This is a genomic window from Kocuria sp. SL71, from assembly GCF_026672465.1.
Taxonomy (GTDB): domain Bacteria; phylum Actinomycetota; class Actinomycetes; order Actinomycetales; family Micrococcaceae; genus Kocuria; species Kocuria palustris.
The window spans coordinates 1,585,535-1,602,304 of record NZ_JAPPRE010000001.1 but is presented as its reverse complement, the minus strand read 5'-3'; the positions used below and the strand labels follow the sequence as shown (position 1 = coordinate 1,602,304).

Annotated in this window: 13 protein-coding genes; 11 read left to right on the top strand and 2 right to left on the bottom strand. The window is 67.7% G+C overall.

All coding sequences use genetic code 11. The features are described 5' to 3' along the window. Positions 1 to 137 precede the first annotated feature (137 nt). Entirely contained in the window at positions 138 to 635 is a 498-nt protein-coding gene (locus tag OVA15_RS07160) for a DUF2505 domain-containing protein (protein WP_006214201.1), read from the bottom strand. On the opposite strand from OVA15_RS07160, the gene OVA15_RS13250 reads away from it, so the two are divergent. The 8 genes from OVA15_RS13250 to OVA15_RS07120 all read left to right on the top strand — a co-directional run bounded on the left by OVA15_RS13250 (position 552) and on the right by OVA15_RS07120 (position 11,886). Beyond that, the gene (locus OVA15_RS13250) at positions 552 to 1,724 is read left to right on the top strand and encodes an acyl carrier protein (RefSeq protein WP_326493267.1); all 1,173 of its coding nucleotides are present in this window, start codon (positions 552 to 554) and stop codon (positions 1,722 to 1,724) included. The genes OVA15_RS07160 and OVA15_RS13250 overlap by 84 nt on opposite strands. After that, the gene (locus OVA15_RS07150; RefSeq protein ID WP_268144037.1) at positions 1,721 to 2,923 is read left to right on the top strand and encodes an acyl-CoA dehydrogenase family protein; all 1,203 of its coding nucleotides are present in this window, start codon (positions 1,721 to 1,723) and stop codon (positions 2,921 to 2,923) included. The genes OVA15_RS13250 and OVA15_RS07150 overlap by 4 nt, the downstream gene beginning before the upstream one ends. Beyond that, positions 2,920 to 3,912, top strand: a complete 993-nt coding sequence (locus tag OVA15_RS07145) for a hypothetical protein (RefSeq protein WP_268144035.1) — start codon at positions 2,920 to 2,922, stop codon at positions 3,910 to 3,912. Before OVA15_RS07150 ends, OVA15_RS07145 begins: the two co-directional genes overlap by 4 nt. Further along, complete coding sequence (locus OVA15_RS07140; protein WP_268144033.1) at positions 3,909 to 4,952, top strand: DUF1839 family protein; 1,044 nt, start codon at positions 3,909 to 3,911, stop codon at positions 4,950 to 4,952. The genes OVA15_RS07145 and OVA15_RS07140 overlap by 4 nt, the downstream gene beginning before the upstream one ends. A 269-nt stretch (positions 4,953 to 5,221) precedes the next feature. Next, entirely contained in the window at positions 5,222 to 7,273 is a 2,052-nt protein-coding gene (locus OVA15_RS07135; RefSeq protein WP_268144031.1) for a hypothetical protein, read from the top strand. Between the two features lie 13 nt (positions 7,274 to 7,286). After that, positions 7,287 to 9,080: a hypothetical protein gene (locus OVA15_RS07130; protein ID WP_268144029.1), complete on the top strand. Its 1,794-nt coding sequence runs from the start codon at positions 7,287 to 7,289 to the stop codon at positions 9,078 to 9,080. A 26-nt stretch (positions 9,081 to 9,106) separates the two neighbouring features. Beyond that, positions 9,107 to 10,117 carry an alpha/beta hydrolase gene (locus OVA15_RS07125; protein WP_268144027.1) on the top strand — a complete coding sequence of 337 codons (1,011 nt, stop codon included), beginning with the start codon at positions 9,107 to 9,109 and terminating at the stop codon, positions 10,115 to 10,117. Next, positions 10,114 to 11,886: an alpha/beta hydrolase gene (locus tag OVA15_RS07120; RefSeq protein WP_268144025.1), complete on the top strand. Its 1,773-nt coding sequence runs from the start codon at positions 10,114 to 10,116 to the stop codon at positions 11,884 to 11,886. Before OVA15_RS07125 ends, OVA15_RS07120 begins: the two co-directional genes overlap by 4 nt. A gap of 168 nt (positions 11,887 to 12,054) precedes the next feature. Here OVA15_RS07120 and OVA15_RS07115 read toward each other — a convergent pair whose 3' ends face one another. Beyond that, positions 12,055 to 12,777 carry a YveK family protein gene (locus OVA15_RS07115; protein ID WP_268144023.1) on the bottom strand — a complete coding sequence of 241 codons (723 nt, stop codon included), beginning with the start codon at positions 12,775 to 12,777 and terminating at the stop codon, positions 12,055 to 12,057. Between the two features lie 368 nt (positions 12,778 to 13,145). Between OVA15_RS07115 and OVA15_RS07110 the strand changes: the two genes are divergently transcribed. The 3 genes from OVA15_RS07110 to OVA15_RS07100 are packed head-to-tail and all read left to right on the top strand — an operon-like array spanning position 13,146 to position 16,725. Continuing rightward, entirely contained in the window at positions 13,146 to 14,051 is a 906-nt protein-coding gene (locus OVA15_RS07110) for a glycosyltransferase family 2 protein (RefSeq protein ID WP_268144021.1), read from the top strand. Beyond that, a complete protein-coding gene (locus OVA15_RS07105) occupies positions 14,051 to 15,463 on the top strand; it encodes an O-antigen ligase family protein (RefSeq protein ID WP_268144019.1) in 1,413 nt (470 codons plus the stop codon). Before OVA15_RS07110 ends, OVA15_RS07105 begins: the two co-directional genes overlap by 1 nt. Further along, positions 15,460 to 16,725, top strand: a complete 1,266-nt coding sequence (locus OVA15_RS07100) for an oligosaccharide flippase family protein (RefSeq protein ID WP_268144017.1) — start codon at positions 15,460 to 15,462, stop codon at positions 16,723 to 16,725. The genes OVA15_RS07105 and OVA15_RS07100 overlap by 4 nt, the downstream gene beginning before the upstream one ends. Positions 16,726 to 16,770 lie beyond the last annotated feature (45 nt).

Genomic DNA, 16,770 nt, shown 5'->3' with positions numbered 1-16,770 from the left:
GGCCAGTCTACGACCGCAGTGGTCCGCGTCGCGTCGCAGTGCCGAGGGGTCCGGAGATGACGGCGCCCCGGAGGCCCTGCCGCGAGGCGGGCATCCGGGGCGCGCAGCCGGTGCGGCCAGGACAGCCGCCGGGCGGGTCAGTGCGAGGCGATCCAGGCGTCGGCCTCTCGGGACTGCAGGCTCAGGGCCTTGCCCACATAGGGCTCGGCGGCCGAGGCGACCTTGCCGCCGACCAGCGGGATGTTGGCCTTGACGGTGACGTCCACGGCGACGTCGGTGGTCTCGCCCTTGGCGGTCAGGGTCTGCGTGCCGGAGCCCGAGACGGGCATGCCGCCCACGGAGACCTCGGTCTGGATGTCGCGGGAGCCGTTGTCGCGAGGACCGGACCAGGTGTCGACCTGGGTCACGGTGAGCCCGCCCTTGACGAACTTCTTCGCGATGTCCGGCAGCTTCTCCGCGCCCATGCTGCGCACGATCGTGACCTTGAACGGACCCGAGGTGTCGCCCTCGACGTTCTGGGACACCAGGGTCGCGCCGCCGCGCTCTGCGACATGGCGGTTGAAGGCCTCATCGGTGAAGGTCTCGATGACCTTCTCGACGGGGGCATTGATGGTCTGGCTGGCGTTGACGGCCATGGGACTCCTCCTGCTGGGACGACGGTCGTTCGCGTCTCATCCTATGGGGACCCCTCGGTGCGCAGCCGGAATCAGGCAGGAGGAGGGCCGATGCTCCGCCACGGACGGTGCGGGTCGTTCGGTGACGACCAGGAGCCACCCTGTGGGCCGAACAGGGGCGCGTCATACGGAGGAATCGGGGAGGAACAGTGTGATTCGAGTCCATATCATTGGATGACCGCTCGATCAGCTGATTGGGCTCCGGCCGGCGAAGACCTGGCAGGGGCGACGGGCCGCAGGGAGATAAGCGGCTCTGGGCGGGGATGCACTGAATGGGGAGAGTGCGTGCAGATGGAGACCGCCGTAGGGGGCTCGCAGTGGCAGCAGGCTTCGGGTCAGGGGATCCGAGGAATCGGCTGCGATGTGGAGGAGCACTCCACGATCGCCCGGGGGCTGTGCGAGAGCGCGGGCCGTTGGGCTTCTCGAGTTCTGACTTCCGATGAGCACGAGCTGGTCTCAGCCCATCCAGTGCATCGATGGGGGACCGCCGAGGCGATCCGCGCAGCCGAGCTCTGGTCGGCGAAGGAATCCGTGGCCAAGGCCATAGGTGTGCTCGACCAGGATCCGTGGCGCTGGAAGGACGTGGACGTCGGCCTGCCCGTGGCAGGCGATGGACATCGTGAGGTGCGGCTCCTCGGCACGGCAGAGGCGGTCGGGCGACGGGCGGGCATCACTCGCCTGAGTGTTCGCACCGGCCTGCTGGGCGACCACGTGTGGGCCACAGCTGTGGCCTGCGCCGGTCACCCGCATCGACAGAGCAGTACGCCACAGGAGAAAGGGAAGAGACTCATGAGCACCGATGAAGCGATCATCACGACTGTTCGGCAGGTTCTGGACCAGCACGGACATCTTGGGCGAGGCGCAGCCGAGCTCTCCGCTGCGGAGAACCTGTATTCGGCCGGTATGACCTCCCACGCGTCAGTGAATGTGATGCTGGCGCTTGAGGACGAGTTCGACATCGAGTTCCCGGAGCAGAAGCTCACCAAGGAGACGTTCGAGTCCATCGGGTCGATCGCCGCCGCAGTCGCCGACGTCCAGGCTCAGTCATGAGCACCGGAACCGTCGCACCCGTCGTCTCGAAGCACCCGGCTATCGACGAGGACTGGAAGGCCCGAGTGGGTGCTGTGGCGGCATCGGCGGCTGCCGCCGCCGCCTCGGTGGATCAGGAGGCGAGGTTCCCCGAGGAGGCGATCGGCACCGCGCGCGAGCAGCGGATCTTCGGCGCATGCGTTCCGAAGCAGTACGGTGGCCTCGGGGCCTCGATCACCGATGTGTGCGAACTGGTGGAGGCAGTGGGGCGTGAATGCGCGTCGAGCGCCGCTGTGCTGGCCATGCATTTCAGCCAGGAGCTGTGCCTGACCCGGCACATCGACCTGGAGCGTGATTCGGACCTTGCCGGTTTCACCAAGCAGGTGGCGCAGCACCAGATGCTGCTGGCCTCCTCCACCACGGAGAAGGGGATCGGAGGCGACACCCGCACCTCGTCATGTGCCGTGACCCGGACTCACGAAGGCGGGATCGAGCTGCGGAAGTCGGCACCTGTGATCTCCTATGGGCGCTTCGCCGATGCCGTCCTGGTCACTGCCCGCCGCTCTTCCGAAGCACCCCCTTCCGAGCAGGTGCTCGTAGTCGTGCCGCGTGCGCACCTGCAGCTCGAGCGCACCAGCGGGTGGGACGCACTCGGCCTGCGCGGGACGATGTCGGAGGGATTCGAACTCGAGGCCTCAGTTCCTGAGAGTTATATCCTCCCGCTCGATTTCGCGGCCATCTCGGCGCAGTCGATGCTGCCGGCCTCTCACACGCTGTGGGCGTCGTCCTGGCTCGGCCTGGCTGCCGGAGCCGGCGACGTCGCCCGACGGTTCGTGCAGTCGAAGGCCCGATTGGATCCAGGGCGCACGCCTCCTGCTGCGCTGCGCCTGGCCGAGCTCGAGGTCCATCTGCAGCGCATGACGGATTCGGTGCGTGCCGGAGTGAACCGCTTCGAATCCGCAGGCCAGGACGTCGAGATGCTCTCCTCGATGGCATTCGCGATCGCGATGAACACGCTCAAGGTCTCTGCCTCGGAGCTGGTTCGGCTCATCGTGGGGGACGCGATGGTCATCGTCGGCATCGCGGCCTATTCGAACCAGGGCCCGCTGTCCCTGGCACGAGCGCTTCGCGATTCGATAGGGCCGTCTCTGCAGGTCAACAACGACCGCATCCTGCACAGCACCGCTTCACTGCAGCTGGTTTCGAGGGGGACACGATGAGCGAGGCATTTCATGGAGGAGCTGATGGCCGCGCAGCGCAGCAATCGGCCTTCGAACGGGACCTCATCAAAGGAGGCTGGGTGCTGCCGACGCTCGGAGAGGGCGTCGTGGGCACTGGCGGACCGATGGAGGCCGTCATACGCGGGCTGGAGTCACTGGCGCGCCGCCGAGCTGAAAGCCTCACACGACCCGGAGCCCTCGTCTCGGTCCGGTTCCCCCCGGTCAACGGGCGGAGGCTGCTCGAGCGCACCGACTATGTGTCGAGCTTTCCGCAGCTGCTGGGAACGATCGACACGTTCCAGGGCGATGCGAAGGACCACCGGCGACTTCTGGCGGAGCGAGAGGAAGGGCTTCCCTGGGACGGCCACATGCGGGTCAGCGACTATTCTCTCGTGCCCGCGGCATGCCATCCGCTGTATGCAGCGCTGCAGCTCGGACCGTCACAAGGGCTGGTCGACGGGACCGTCTACCAGATGACCGGCGACTGCTTCAGGAACGAGGCCTCGGCTGATCCTATGCGTCTGGTCTCGTTCCGGATGCTGGAGCTGGTGCTGCTCGGCACCCCTGAGCAGGCGCTCGCACATAGAGAGGCCTGCTTGGAGATGGGCGAAGGACTGCTCAGGGAGCTGGGGCTCGACATCGAGCGGGAAGCCGCGAACGATGCGTTCTTCGGCCGGGCCGGAATCATCCTGTCCAGGGGCCAGCGGGAGGCTGAGCTCAAGTTCGAGCTGACGGCCCCGGTGTACTCCGACGCCAGAACGGCGATCAGCTCCGGGAACTATCACGAAGATCATTTCGGACAGGAGTTCGGGCTGCGCACGTCAGATGGTTCCGTGGCCCACTCGGCGTGCTTCGGGTTCGGGCTCGAGCGGATCGCCCTCGCGCTGGCCAAGACGCACGGAACCGATCTCGGCAGATGGCCTGGAGCGGTCCGGGAGCTGCTCCTGCCCACGGGCGCTGAATCGCCGATCGATGCGGCAGAGCGATGATCGGTCGAGAGAGCGCCGGCGCGCGCACAGGATCTCTCCGGGCTGAGCGGCTCGCAGCGGCGGAGCTGACTCCCGCCGGCTTCCGTCGGCACCCGCTGCACCGAGAGGAATCCGTCTGGTCGAACACGAACTGCTACCTGGATGTGTGGATCGAGCTGCTGCACGGACTCGGGGTCGCGCCCGAACCGCTGTTCGCCGCAGCCGTGGCCGTGGACTGCCAGGTCGAGCAGTTCGAGTTCCTCAAGATCGAGCACCGTGACCTTGAGCAGCTGTGCGGCATCCGCGTGGGGGAGTACGACATCTGGCACACGCTCGAGCAGCAGTCGCTCATCCAGCTTCAGGCGGGCAACGTGCTGCTCCTCGAGGCGGATGCGCACTGGTTGCCGGACACCCGCGGCGTCTCCTACGGGCTGGAGCACACCAAGACCAGCATCGCGATCCTCGAGGCAGACGTCGCGGCTCGCCGGCTGGTCTATCTGCACAACGACGGACTGCACGAGCTACAGGGCGACGACTTCGACTTCGTGCTGGGTGCGCGGCGCGCAGAGGGCGTCGTTCCCGCCCCCTACGTGGAACTCGTGCGTCTGGACCGGCTGTGGCGCCCCGAACCGGAGCAGGCGCGTGCAGAGGCGGTGCGCCTTCTCCGGCTGCACGCCGGGCGAGCACCCGAGTCGAACCCTGCCGCTGCACTCATGGAGGTTCTGCGGGATCGCTTCGACTGGCTGGGCGAAGCCGGGATGGACGGATACCACGCGGTGTGCTTCGAGACCACGCGGCAGCTCGGCGTTGCGGCCCTCCTCGCGGCAGAGGCATGCGCCTTCAGCCGACAGAGGGAGCTGGAGCCGGCGGCAGAGGCGTGGAGGCGGGTCTCTGCCGAAGCCAAGACCCTGCAGTTCCAGCTCGCGCGCGTAGCCCGCGGACGTCGCTCTGCGGCGCTCGAGGATGCCATGTCCTCCATCCCGCGGAACTGGCGCAGCGCCGCTCAGATCCTGGGTGACTGGGCGCAGCAGCCCACGCGCAGTCAGGCTTCTGAGCTATGAAGGCGATGTCTCCTTCCTCGGTCGCATCGCCCGTTCCGCAGCTGGAGTGGCACCTGTACCGCACCGAATCCGGTCAGCTGCAGCATGCCCCGGCGAACAGGGGCGACCTGACGAAGCTCGCCCGCTGTGCGGATGCGGTGCTGCCCGCTGCCGTGCCGGGGACAGCCGCCTCTGCCTGGAGTGACGCGCAAGCGGCAGGAGCTTCGCTTCCTCAGCAGACACCTGCAGAGGCGGTAGCCGGCGATCATGATTGGTGGTGGATCGCCGTCGTGGAGATCGAGGCTGTGTGCACGGTGCGTCTGCACTCGAACGGCCTCGCCACAAGGTCGGCCGTGCACGTGGACGGGCAGGAGACGTCTGCCTCCGAATCTGCCTTCGCCGCGCACGAGGCGGAAATCGATCTGGAGCCCGGAGAGCACGTCGTCGCGCTGTGCTGCCGCAGCCTCAGCTCCATGGTGCCCCCGTCGAGACCACGAGCTCGATGGCGCAGCAGCCTGGTGCCGGACCGACGGCTGCGATGGCTGCGCACCCCCCTGATCGGGCGGATCCCCTGGGCGGGGACCGCGCCTGTCATCGGGCCGTGGGCGGGTCTCGAGATGACTCCGATCGACGAGCACGAGGTGCGGATCCGGCATGTGCGCACGCGGATGCTCGAGGACGGCCACGGAGTCGTGAGCATCGGCTTGAGCTCCCGAGAATGCGCAGTGGTGCATGTGAGCTGTGCGGGCGCCGCCCGCACGCTGCGCATCGGCTCCGGTGAGACCACTGCCGAACTGCGTGTGGCTGATCCTGAGCTGTGGTGGCCGAGCACGCATGGCGATCCCGTGCTGCACGCTCTCGTGCTGGAGGTCGACGACCGTCAGACCGAGGTCCGCCGGGTCGGCTTCCGCACGATCTGCGCTGAGCGCGACCACGGGGCGTTCCGCCTGATGGTCAACGGGCAGGCGGTCTTCGCACGCGGAGCCGTGTGGGCGCCGGTGGACCCGCTAGATCTGGACGGCAGCGGTGAAGGGGTCGATCAGACCGTCCGGCTGCTCGTGGAGTCGGGGGTCAATCTGCTGCGGGTCCCGGGGACCGATGCCTATGCCTCGCCGGCGCTGATGGAGGCCTGCGATCGCCACGGCGCGATGCTGTGGCAGGACACGCCCCTGGCCTCCGTCGATCCTCCAGAGGATGAGACTTGGCTCCAGGACCTGGCCGCGGAGACGGAGCAGTGGGCTCGCCGGCTCGGTGAGCATCCATGTCTGGCCGTGTGGTCCGGAGGATCGGAGAACTACCAGCAGGCCGTCCTCAGCGGCCGAGCCCCTCAGGTCTGGACCAGCACCGCCCTCGAGACGACCATCCCGCGTGCCGTGCGGACGGGAGCGCCTGACCTCGTGTACGTCGCGAACTCGCCCATGGGGGGCGCCCCGCCCACGAGGAGCGACACCGGTCTGTCCCACTACTTCGGAGTGGGGGCCTATCGGCGTCCGCTCTCCGACGCGGTCACCTCCGGCGTGCGATTCGCCGCGGAGTGCCTGGCCTTCGGGTGCCCGCCCGATCCGGCGACGATCGATGAGGCCTTCCCAGACCTGGGCGCTCATGGAAGCGGGGACAGCTGGAGCAGGTGGCGGCGCGACGGGGCCAGGGACCCGGGCGCGAGCTGGAGCTTCGAGGAGATCACGCAGCACTATGCCCGGGAGCTGCTCGGCCCGCCGCCGCCTCGGGGCGTGCCGAGGGAGGACGAAGTCCCACCGGGCCCCGTCTCCGACCGTCCCGTCTGCTCACCAGAGCAGCTCTCGGCGGAGCGCTGGACGGTCGAGCATGTCATGACCCAGGTGCTGGGCCAGTGGCGTCGTGCTGACAGCAGCTGCGATGGTGCGATCGTGCTGGCATCTCGTGACCTCGCTCCCGGTCCCGGTTGGGGTCTCATCGACGCCCACGGTCGTCCCAAAGCCGGGCTGAGAGGCTTCGCCGCGGCCTGTGCTCGGACGGCTCTGGTGCTGCTGGACCATGGACTCGACGGATTGCACGTGCATGTCTTCCACGACGGTCCGGAGCGGCTGCGAGGGCAGGTCGACATCACCACCATCACGGCACAGGGCGGCCCGGGGCCCAGTGCGCAGGTCGGCGTCGACCTCGCGGGGCCGGGGGAGCAGGTGATTCCTGTCGAGCCGGAGCTCGGCGGGTTCCTGGACATCACAGGCGCCTGGGGCTTCGGCGCCGCCGCCTACGACGGAGTCGACGTCGAGCTCGTCCCCGAGGCGGACTCCGAGACCGCAGGACATGCGCTGCGGGCATCATTCCTCAGACCTGGTGCGCACGGCATCACGAATCGATAGGAGCAGTCCGTTCATGCGGCAGACCATTTCCGAGACCGGCACGGTGAGGCCGATCCGTCGGGGCGCAGCACCGGCGCCGTCGACGCGCGAGAGACTCTCCCGTCCCGACGGGCTCTCGATCTCCGAGCGCAGCGTCTGGGTCCGTCCCGGCGCTTACGCGCTGTGCGTCCGCCTGTTCGAGCCGGAGGCGGCGGCCGGCAGCCGAGGAACGGTGGTGCTGGCGCCTCCCATGGGACGGGAGTGGATGACCTCTCACCTTCCGATCCGTCAGCTGGCCCTTCGGCTGGCGACGCAGGGCTGGACCGTGGCGCGGGTGGCATGGCGAGGTGCCGGTGACTCCTCGCCCTTGGAGGACCGTGATGTCGCCTCTGCCTGGATGGCCGATCTGGTGGAGACTGCGGAGGAGGCGCAGCATCTGGCGGGCACAGGGCATCTCCCCATCCATGTCATCGGGTACCGGCTGGGGGCCGCCGTGGCGGGCCTGGCATCCGAGCACTTCGACTCCACGGTCCTGTGGGAGCCTTGCGGAGGACGCGTCTTTCTGAAGCAGTGGCATCGGGTGCGGCGAGTGTGGATGAACGATGTCCCGGAGGACGGCGGTGTCGACCTGCTGGCCCTGCGGCTCGATCATGAACAGGCGGCGAGCCTGGAGAGGCTGCCGGATCCGTCCAAGCACATGAAGAGCGCTCCGGGTGTCAGGATCCTCAAGGAGTCGGACCCCCGCCGGGCCAAGGTCATGTACGCGGTGGACCCGCTGTCGGCACGGGTCCACTTCGACGTGTTGGACGAGGTGATCGATCTGCTTCCGGATTCGCCGCTTCGCAGGGTCCAGCCGCGTCAGAGCGGATGTCGCCGAAACGTCCTTCACCGCGGCGGGCGGGCAATCTTCGAGGAGCTCACGGAGATCGGCACGGGAAGCTGGCCGGGAGTGCTCACGGGCCCCCTCGTCACCGATGTCTCCGAAAGAGCCCCGTTGCCTGTCCTCATGGTTTCCGCGGCCTCAGAACCCGCTGACTGCGGAGGACTGTGGGCAGTCGCTTCGCGGGACTTCGCAGCCGAAGGCCGTCTGTGCCTGCGCGCAGACCGTCACCACAGCGGGGATCACAGCCCCATCGGCCAGGACCGATTGGCTGTGCCCTTCAGCACGACCATGGCGGTCTCCACTCGCTGCGCGGCCCTGTGGCTGGAGCAGCGAAGCGGCAGCCCCATCGCGGGCATCGGCGTGTCGGCAGGAGCATGGGCCCTTCTGCGAGCGATGAACGAGAAGGCTCTTGGAACGCCGGCTCCGCGGCAGGCGGTGCTGCTGGCGGTCAACATCACGGACTGGCGCGCGGACATGGACCGGCATGCCTGGGAGCGGGATCTGCTGGATGCCGACGTCGAATACCTGGCGTCGCAGAAGCCTCGCCCGCAGGCGAAGGGGATCGAAGGACTGAGCCCGCGCGACCAGTCCCTGGAAAATCCGATCGACTGGCGTGCAGCAGCGATGAGCTGGACCCCCTACCCACTGTGGAACCTCTTGGGAATGCTGAAGGTCCGGGACCTTCCGGAGCACCTTCTCGATCCTGCCGCGCGACGGACACGGGTGGTGGCGATGGTCGGTCCGTCCGATCTCCGGCGGCTGGCCCGCAACAGGGTGACTCGGGCCATGCATCGCATGCGCCGAGCCGGGCATCCCGTCGAGATCCATCTGCTGGCGAAGGTCGATCACGGCGTGTTGACACATGTCGGTCAGCGCAGCGTGATCGATTCAGCGCGTCATGAGCTGTCAAGAGCAGACGCCAGGAGAGCGACGGGGAGCGCCTGATGGACCGGCGAGGCGGAAGCCTGTGGGTGGTGCTGCTCGCCGGCTTGCTACTGAGCGGCTGCTCGGAACCTGAGACAGCGGAGGTCTTAGATTCGGCGCCGGCGCGGCTGGCTCCGACTCCTGAAACTGCGGGCCCGCTCGAGGTCACGAGTCAGGAGCGGCTCGGAGAGCGGTCCACCCGATACTTCTTCGACGCGGAGCTGATCGATCCCGGGCAGATCGCCGACGGTCGGCCGTCGGTGGTGGTGACACTTCCGGCCGACTACGACCCGAACCTCGACTATCCGGTCCTGTACCTCCTGCACGGCACCGACAGTTCGGCAACGTCCTGGTTGGAGGAGGGTGGGGTCGAGAACGCTGCCGAAGGACTCGAGGCCATCGTGGTGCAGCCGGAAGGCGGGGAGACGGGCTGGTACACGGATTGGGCAGTTCAGTCTGAGGAGCCGAGGTACTGGCGCAGCCAGCACCTGGACCAGGTGGTTCCGTGGGTCGATTCGCAGTTCGCAACGATCGACGACCGGAAGGCAAGAGCCATCGCCGGTGCCTCAGCAGGCGGATACGGGTCCATGAGCTATGCGGAGCAGAGACCGGAGGTCTTCGGCACCGTGATTTCGTTCTCCGGGGTCCTCTCGCTCGAGGATGCGAGTATCCGAGGGATCGCTGAGGACGAGTTCGCACGTGCCACGGGCAACGGGAACGACGTCCTGGGCAATGGCCAGGAGACCACCGAGCAGCAGTGGCAGGACGCTGACCCCGGGCTGCATGCGGGCCGCCTGGAGGATACGGCCATCGCCGTCTACCGCGGTTCGAGCGAGCGCTATGAATCCGTGCTCGGCGCAACGACAGATCGATTCATCGAACGCGCAGAGGAAGACGGGATCAGCGTGGAGTCCTACGAATATGAAAATCTCTTCGAGAGGGACCAGCAGATGCCCAACGACTCCTACTGCACCGGTGGCCATGAATGGTCCTGCTGGTCCGGCGCCCTGAAGCAGGCGGTCCCCTTCCTCCGGGAGCAGATGGGGGAGCCCAGATGAAGGGGCAGAGCGTGCAGATCACATCGACGGGGCGGGCCGACCGCACGAAGGCCGCAGATAGCCCTTCGGGGCTGCTGGGCCGTTCAGCAACCGGAGTCCCGACCTGGATCCGGACGGATGACGATCCCGAGGGAGCATTGGCGGCGTGGGTCCACGCGGCAGGCGACGAGGTCAGAGGGGTGCTCGTGGTGGCCCCGCCCATGGGACGCGAGCACGTGATCTCGTACCGCACGGTGCGTGTGCTCTGCGTGCGGGCCGCGGAAGCCGGATTCGCGGCTGTGCGCTTCGACTGGACGGGTCACGGGGACTCCCGGGAGATGCGGCCGGGCGAGGACCTCGCTGCACGCTGGTCTGCCGATCTGGAAGCTGTGGTCGATCGGGCCCGCGATGCAGTGCCCGGTGCTCCCATTACCATCGTGGGCCTGCGCCTGGGTGCCGCCGCTGCTGCTGCGACGCGATGGGGTGAGGGGCCCTCGGCCCAGGCAGGCGGCGTCTCCCCCCGAGAAGACGACATCCGTCTGATCGGGTGGGCGCCTGTCGGCGGCCGCGCCTTCCTGCGCGAGCACGCCGTCCTCCGCCGGATGTCGCTGGGGGGTGTCCCACCTGTGGACGGCGGGCTGGGCACCGAGATCAGTGGTGATCTTCTGGACCTCGCGCAATCCGCGTCCCTGCGTCAGCTGACGGTGCCGAGGGAATCCACACGGACGATGACGATCCTTCCCGCGCAGCCGGGGGAGGAACTGGCCTGGGCCGCGGCATTCCGGTACTCACGGGTGCCGCCAGCTGCCCTCTCCGCCATCCTGACCCATGTCACACGGTGTGAGCCGACGCACAAGATGTCATGGCAGAGCGAACCCAGTGCGGTCCAACCGGTGCGAGGAGGATCGCTCGACAGCGTGCTGGAGACGTGGACAGCTGTCGCAGGCGACTCCGGCATCTGGGGGGTGACTGCCACACCGATCGACAAGCCGACCATGCGATCCGCAGTGTTCACGGCACCGGATACGGAGCCCCGGCATGGCCCCTCCAGGATGTGGACCCGCTGCGCCCGGATCCTGGCTGGTCTCGGGTGCTCCTCTCTTCGCACTGATCGACGAGGCACGGGAGACAGCGCCGATCCCCATGAGCTCGCAGAGCCCAATCCGTACACGGAGCAGACTGCTCTGGATGTGGCCGCAGCGATCCACCACCAGCAGACCGTGCAACCCGCTCCCGTCTCGGCAGTGGGTCTGTGCGCGGGCGCGTGGGCTGCCGCACGCGCTGCAGCGGTAGTTCCGGTCGAAGAGCTGATCCTCATCAACAACCAGGCATGGTCATCGGATATCCGAGCCTATCGACGGCTCTATCGGGACAGCCCGATCACAGCGGCGCTCGGGGGAGGGGCCCAGCTCGCGCAGGATCCGGCCAGCACCAGAGCGCGGATCTACAGAGGGCTGAAGTGCGCCCATCGGGAAGCTCAGCTTGTGGCGCCGGCTGCGCTGCGGCGCCTCGGTCAGCGATTCGGAGTCTTCGAGGACGCGCAGGGTCTGCTGCCGCCGGGCCTGAAAGCCGAGCAAGTCAGCGTATGGTCCATGTCGGGCGACCTTGAGTCCTTGGCTCGCGCCGGCGGCCGTCGCGCGATGCGACGCTGGCGTCGGCACGGACCGCCTGTCGCCCTGCGGCCCCTCGCGGTCCCGGATCACGCCCTGCTCTCACACGCGGCCCGCTGTGAGGTGCAGGCGATGTTGGCTCGGCAGCTGGGCGACAGCGCCGTACCGAGCGAGGGTTGACCCGCCCTATCTCCCAGTACGGAGGACGCACCGAGAAGACGATCCGCAGAGGCCGGCCGCCGTGCTGGAGCTCGCCGCGCTGGAATGACTGCGGGCGGGCCCCTCATGCGGGGGCCCGCCCGCAGCCATGGGCATGGGCAGGTGCCGCTCACCCGGCGGTGCCGCAGGCTAGCGTCGGGTGCGACGGCCTCTGCTGTCGGCAGCTTCGAACACGTGCGTCGAATCGGAATCGGACTCGGACCATGGCTCGGCAGAATCCTCGGGAGCCTTCACCGCGTCGACTCGCCCCTGGCCGTTCCCGAGGGACCAGCGCAGGAACGCGAGCAGCAGCCCCACGATCAGACCGATCACCGCACCGGCTCCGACCCACAGCGCCCACGGGACGGTGTCGGGGCTCTCGGCGACCTCGGGCTTCTGGACGATGCTCAGATCGATCAAAGCCTGATCCTGGAACGACGGGGCGGTTCCCTCGACCTGAGTCTCCAGGCTCTCTGCAACTGCTTCCGAGACCGCTGAGGAGAAGTGCGGATCGTCCGACTCGACCTCGACATCCATGATGTACGACTCGGCGGGAACCTCGACCGTGGTCATTCCTGCGAGCTCTTCCACGGTGACGTCCAGGTTCAGCTCCTCGATCACAGGCTCCAGCACGACGGATCGCTCGGCGAGTTCCGAGTAGCTGACCATCTGAGCGCGCATGTACTCGCCCAGCTGGAAGACAGAAGTGGGGTCGGTGCCATCGGCGACGGAGATGTACAGGCCGGTCGTCGAGGTGTAGTTCCGCGGCTGCAGAGCGGACAGCCCCCAGCCCGCGATGGCGCCTAGCAGCGCTCCGATCAGCAGGAAGACCCAGCCTCCGCGCAGCACCTTGAGATAGTCGGTCAGATTCATGGTTCTCCCCCGTGAGTAATTCGAATGAGCCCGCAGTCGTCAGACAGGGGGCGCCTTCCCCAAGGCGCTGGTCGAAGCCCGCTCGTGCGCGACTGCTCATCGGCGGCGACTGTAGCCGACTGACCCGGGCGCTCCGAGTGGATGACTCCGAATTCAGTGCTTTTGACTGCCGTTGTGGGCACTTGTGTACGTGTCTGATCCGCAATCGACGGGTGACCTCCGGGGGTGCCCTAGCATGGCACCGGCCAGGAAGCGGCCTTGTGGTCGACGGCTGAGATCGACACCGAGGACCCGCTGCTGAGCGTACTCAGGAGGACCGCTGGGGAGCGGTCCTCCAACTACACGGGGTGATCCTGGGGGGAGACGACATGCCAAGACTCACGGTCATGATGCCGGCGTTCAACGCGGCTCCGACCATCGAAAAGGCGATCCGATCGACGCTGCTGGCGCTGCCTGCAGAGGCGGGCGTGCTGGTGGTCGACGACGGCAGCTCCGACTCGACTCCTCAGATCCTCGAGCGGCTGGGCAGGAAGCATCCGCAGCTGCGGTGGCACCGGTTCGAGCGCAATCGCGGTGTCGGTTCGGCATTGGCATGGCTGGTGGATCACGCTGAGGCCCCGCTGATCGCCCGGATGGATGCGGATGACGTGTGCCTGCCGTGGCGGTTCACTCCCACGCTGACTCGGATGCGGCGCGCCCGTGCGGATCTGTGCTTCACCGGAGCGCTGAACGTCGATGGCCGACTCCGGCCCCTGCGACCCACGGTGCCGTGGCCGCTGGGGCCCGATGCCGCTCCATTCGACCTGCTGGTGGACAACAGCCTGTTCCACGGAGGCATGATCGCCCGCCGCGAGGCACTGAAGTCGCTGGGCGGCTACCGGGATGTCGAGGCCGAGGACTACGACCTGTGGCTAAGGGCCGCACGCGACGGGTGCCGGATCCTGCGGGTGCCGTGGCAGGGATATCTGTATCGCACGCATCCCACGCAGGTGACCAGCTCGCAGGAGCACTATGAGGGGCTTCGCGACAGCAGGGAGATCGCCCGGGCCCACTCGGACCTCTCGGAGGCAGTTCTGGGCCGCAGGATCGAAGCCTTTCGCGCACTGCACACCCGCGAGGAGGACCTCGACCACGCGGACCGTGCCGTCATCGCAGAGCTGCACGACGCGCTCGAGGAGTCCATCGACCGAGCCCGGCAGCTGAGCCGCACGGACAGGATCCTGCTGCGGCGCCGTCGGCTTGCGCGGCTGCGCACTCTCGCAGGGGAGCGCTGATGCTGAGCGCAGGGGTGATCATCCTGCTGGTCATCGCAGCAGCGATCGTGATCATGGCGGCCCCATCCATCCCCCTGTGGGCGGTGCTTCCGGCCTTCGTGCTGATCCGAGCCCTGGGCGACTGGGGGCTGGCCGCCAACCGATCACCAGTGCCGCCAGGCATTATCGGCGCGGCCGTCTCCATCGGCTTCGTGCTGTGCCTCGTGGTGCCCTGGTATCGCCCGGTGCCGCGACGGGCTGTGGGCACGGTCCTGGCGGCAGCACTGTGGTGCGGCTTCTTCGGCCTGATCGCGTTCGTCGGGGCAGGCCTCGGAGTCCAGGCCCTCGGAGAGGCCCTTCGGCTCTTCTCGGTCATTACCGCGGGTGCCTTGGTGGCCAGGCTGCCGTTTGAGCACCGAGCGAGACTCCGGACAACGCTGCTGATCGCCGCACTGGTACCGGCCGCCTACCAGCTCTTCGCCACCGTGGTCGAGGTCCCCGGAACCTTCCAGCCGGACACCGGGCGAGTGATGGGCACGTTCTCGCACCCCAACCCCGCCGGATGCTTCTTCGTGCTGGGGGCGCTCTACAGCTGGTCGGTGGTGCAGCAGCGCTCCAGCGCCGTGCTCGGCTGGCTCACTCTTGTCGTCTCGGTCTCCGCAGCGATCACCACGCAGAACCTCAGCGCCGTCGGCGCGCTCTTCGCCGCGGCGCTCGTCATGCGCATGGCGTCGCCGGGACTGCGCGTGGGGCGCAGGGTCGCAGAACTGGCCCTGCTGGTCCTGGCGGGTGTGGCGATGCTGTTCGTGCCGCAGATCCAGGGGCGCCTCCAGGAGTTCCAGAACATCGATCTGTCGGCATCGGGCGTCAGCGCGGACAGCGCCAACAGCTTGGAATGGCGGCTAATCAACTGGAGCCGTCTCCTCGAGATCTGGGTGGATCAGCCGTGGCTGGGCTACGGACTCTCCTCGACCGATTCGGTGATCATCCCGCTGGGAAGCCCGCCGCACAGCGGCCCCGTCCAGCTGCTCGTGGAGACGGGCATCCTGGGCTTCGTCACAGCTACTGCCGGCCTGGCGGTCCTGGCCGCAGCTGCTTGGCGTCGACGCACGCCGGGGGACTCGGGGCCGTCACTGGTGCTGGGCATCATCGTGGTCATCCTCATCGTGGGCTCGATGGACAACATCGTGAACTACGCCGCTGCTCTCTACCTGGCCGCCGTGTGCGTGGGTTTGGGACTGACGGGGGGATCGCCCGCTGAAGGACCGGGAGGACTAGGAGGCCGCGGTAGCCTCGGCAAGGGGCCCACTGATGGGTGGCCGGAGGCCGTCTCCACCGCAGATCGCGGTGAGGCAGGCGACCCGCAGCTCCCGAAGAGGCGACATGCGCATCGGGGACTGCTCCGGCATGGGCGGGATGTGCCCCGGGCATGACGAGCATCTGGGCGTTCGTGGAGCGGCTTGTTCCTCGCGGGGGAACAGCACTGGTGATGCTGCTACTGGCGATAGTGGTCACTCCTGCCGAGGTCGGTGTGTACACGCTGAGCATGATGCTGGTCATGCTCGTGCAGACCATGACCGACGGCTCCGTGCGGGGCATCGCGATCTCGGCAGTCTCCACGCGGAAGGGCCGGCGCTTCCTGCGCTCCTATCAGCGGTGGGCATCGTTTCTGGGCACCGTCGTGGTGGCCGTGGGCCTGCTGATCATCTGGATGATCCTGGATCCGCAGCTGCGCCCGACCGTTGCCGGAGCCCTTCCGCTGGTGCTCATGCCCACAGCGGCCGCTGTGCGAGTCCGTGCGACGGCCGATCTGCAGATCGAGGGTTGGTGGCGCTCGCTGGCGCGCTCGCAGTCCATTGCGACCTTCGTGAGCCTCGCCATCAGCATCCCGGTGCTCTTCGCCACGCAGAGCATCGTCGCGTCCTCACTGCAGGCCGTGCTGACCGAGGTGATCTTCAGCTTCCTCGTCCTGCGCTCAGTGAGTCGGGTGGAGGTGACCCTCACCGAGGCGCAGGTCCTCGAAGGTCTCAAGCGGCGTCCGCGCCCGGAGATGGTCCATATCTCCGGCTACCAGCTTCTGGGGTGGGTCCAGTCACAGGCGGATCGTCTGCTCGTCGGGGCGTTCGTCGGACCGGGGGGACTGGGACAGTGGTCGTTCGCGCAGAACATCGCACGCGCAGCGGGGGACTCATTGGCTGCGTCGACCACCAACGTGCTTCGTCCCGCGCTGTTCTCCGGGGATGACAGGAGCAGTCGCGAAGGCGGTCGTCAGGTCCTTGACCGCGCGCTGATCATGGTGGTGGTTGTCGAGGTCATCGTCGTGATCGTTGCCCTGACGCTGCTTCCGGTGCTGCTGGACGCTGATTGGGATCCGGCGATCCATGCGGTTCCGATGATGGCCCTGAGCTGCGTGGTGACCACACTGAACTGGTCGCTGTCGATCTACCTGCTGAAGGCGGACCGGATCTTCTTCGCCTCACCCATCAAGGTCGTCGGCATCGTCATGGCGCTGCCGATCGCACTGGTCGCGGTCCACGACTTCGGGCTGGCGGCATGGATGCTGCTGGCTCGTGAATCGGTCGAGGCGCTGCTGCTGCTGATCGTCACGCGCAAGGTGGTGCCCTGGTCCTCAGTGCTCCGATATGCCGCGGTCGTCGGGGTCTCGAGCGTGCTGCTGCTGGTCTTCCATCACTGACGACCGCGAAGCGGGGCTGAAGGACGTGCGCTGCGCACCTGCGGG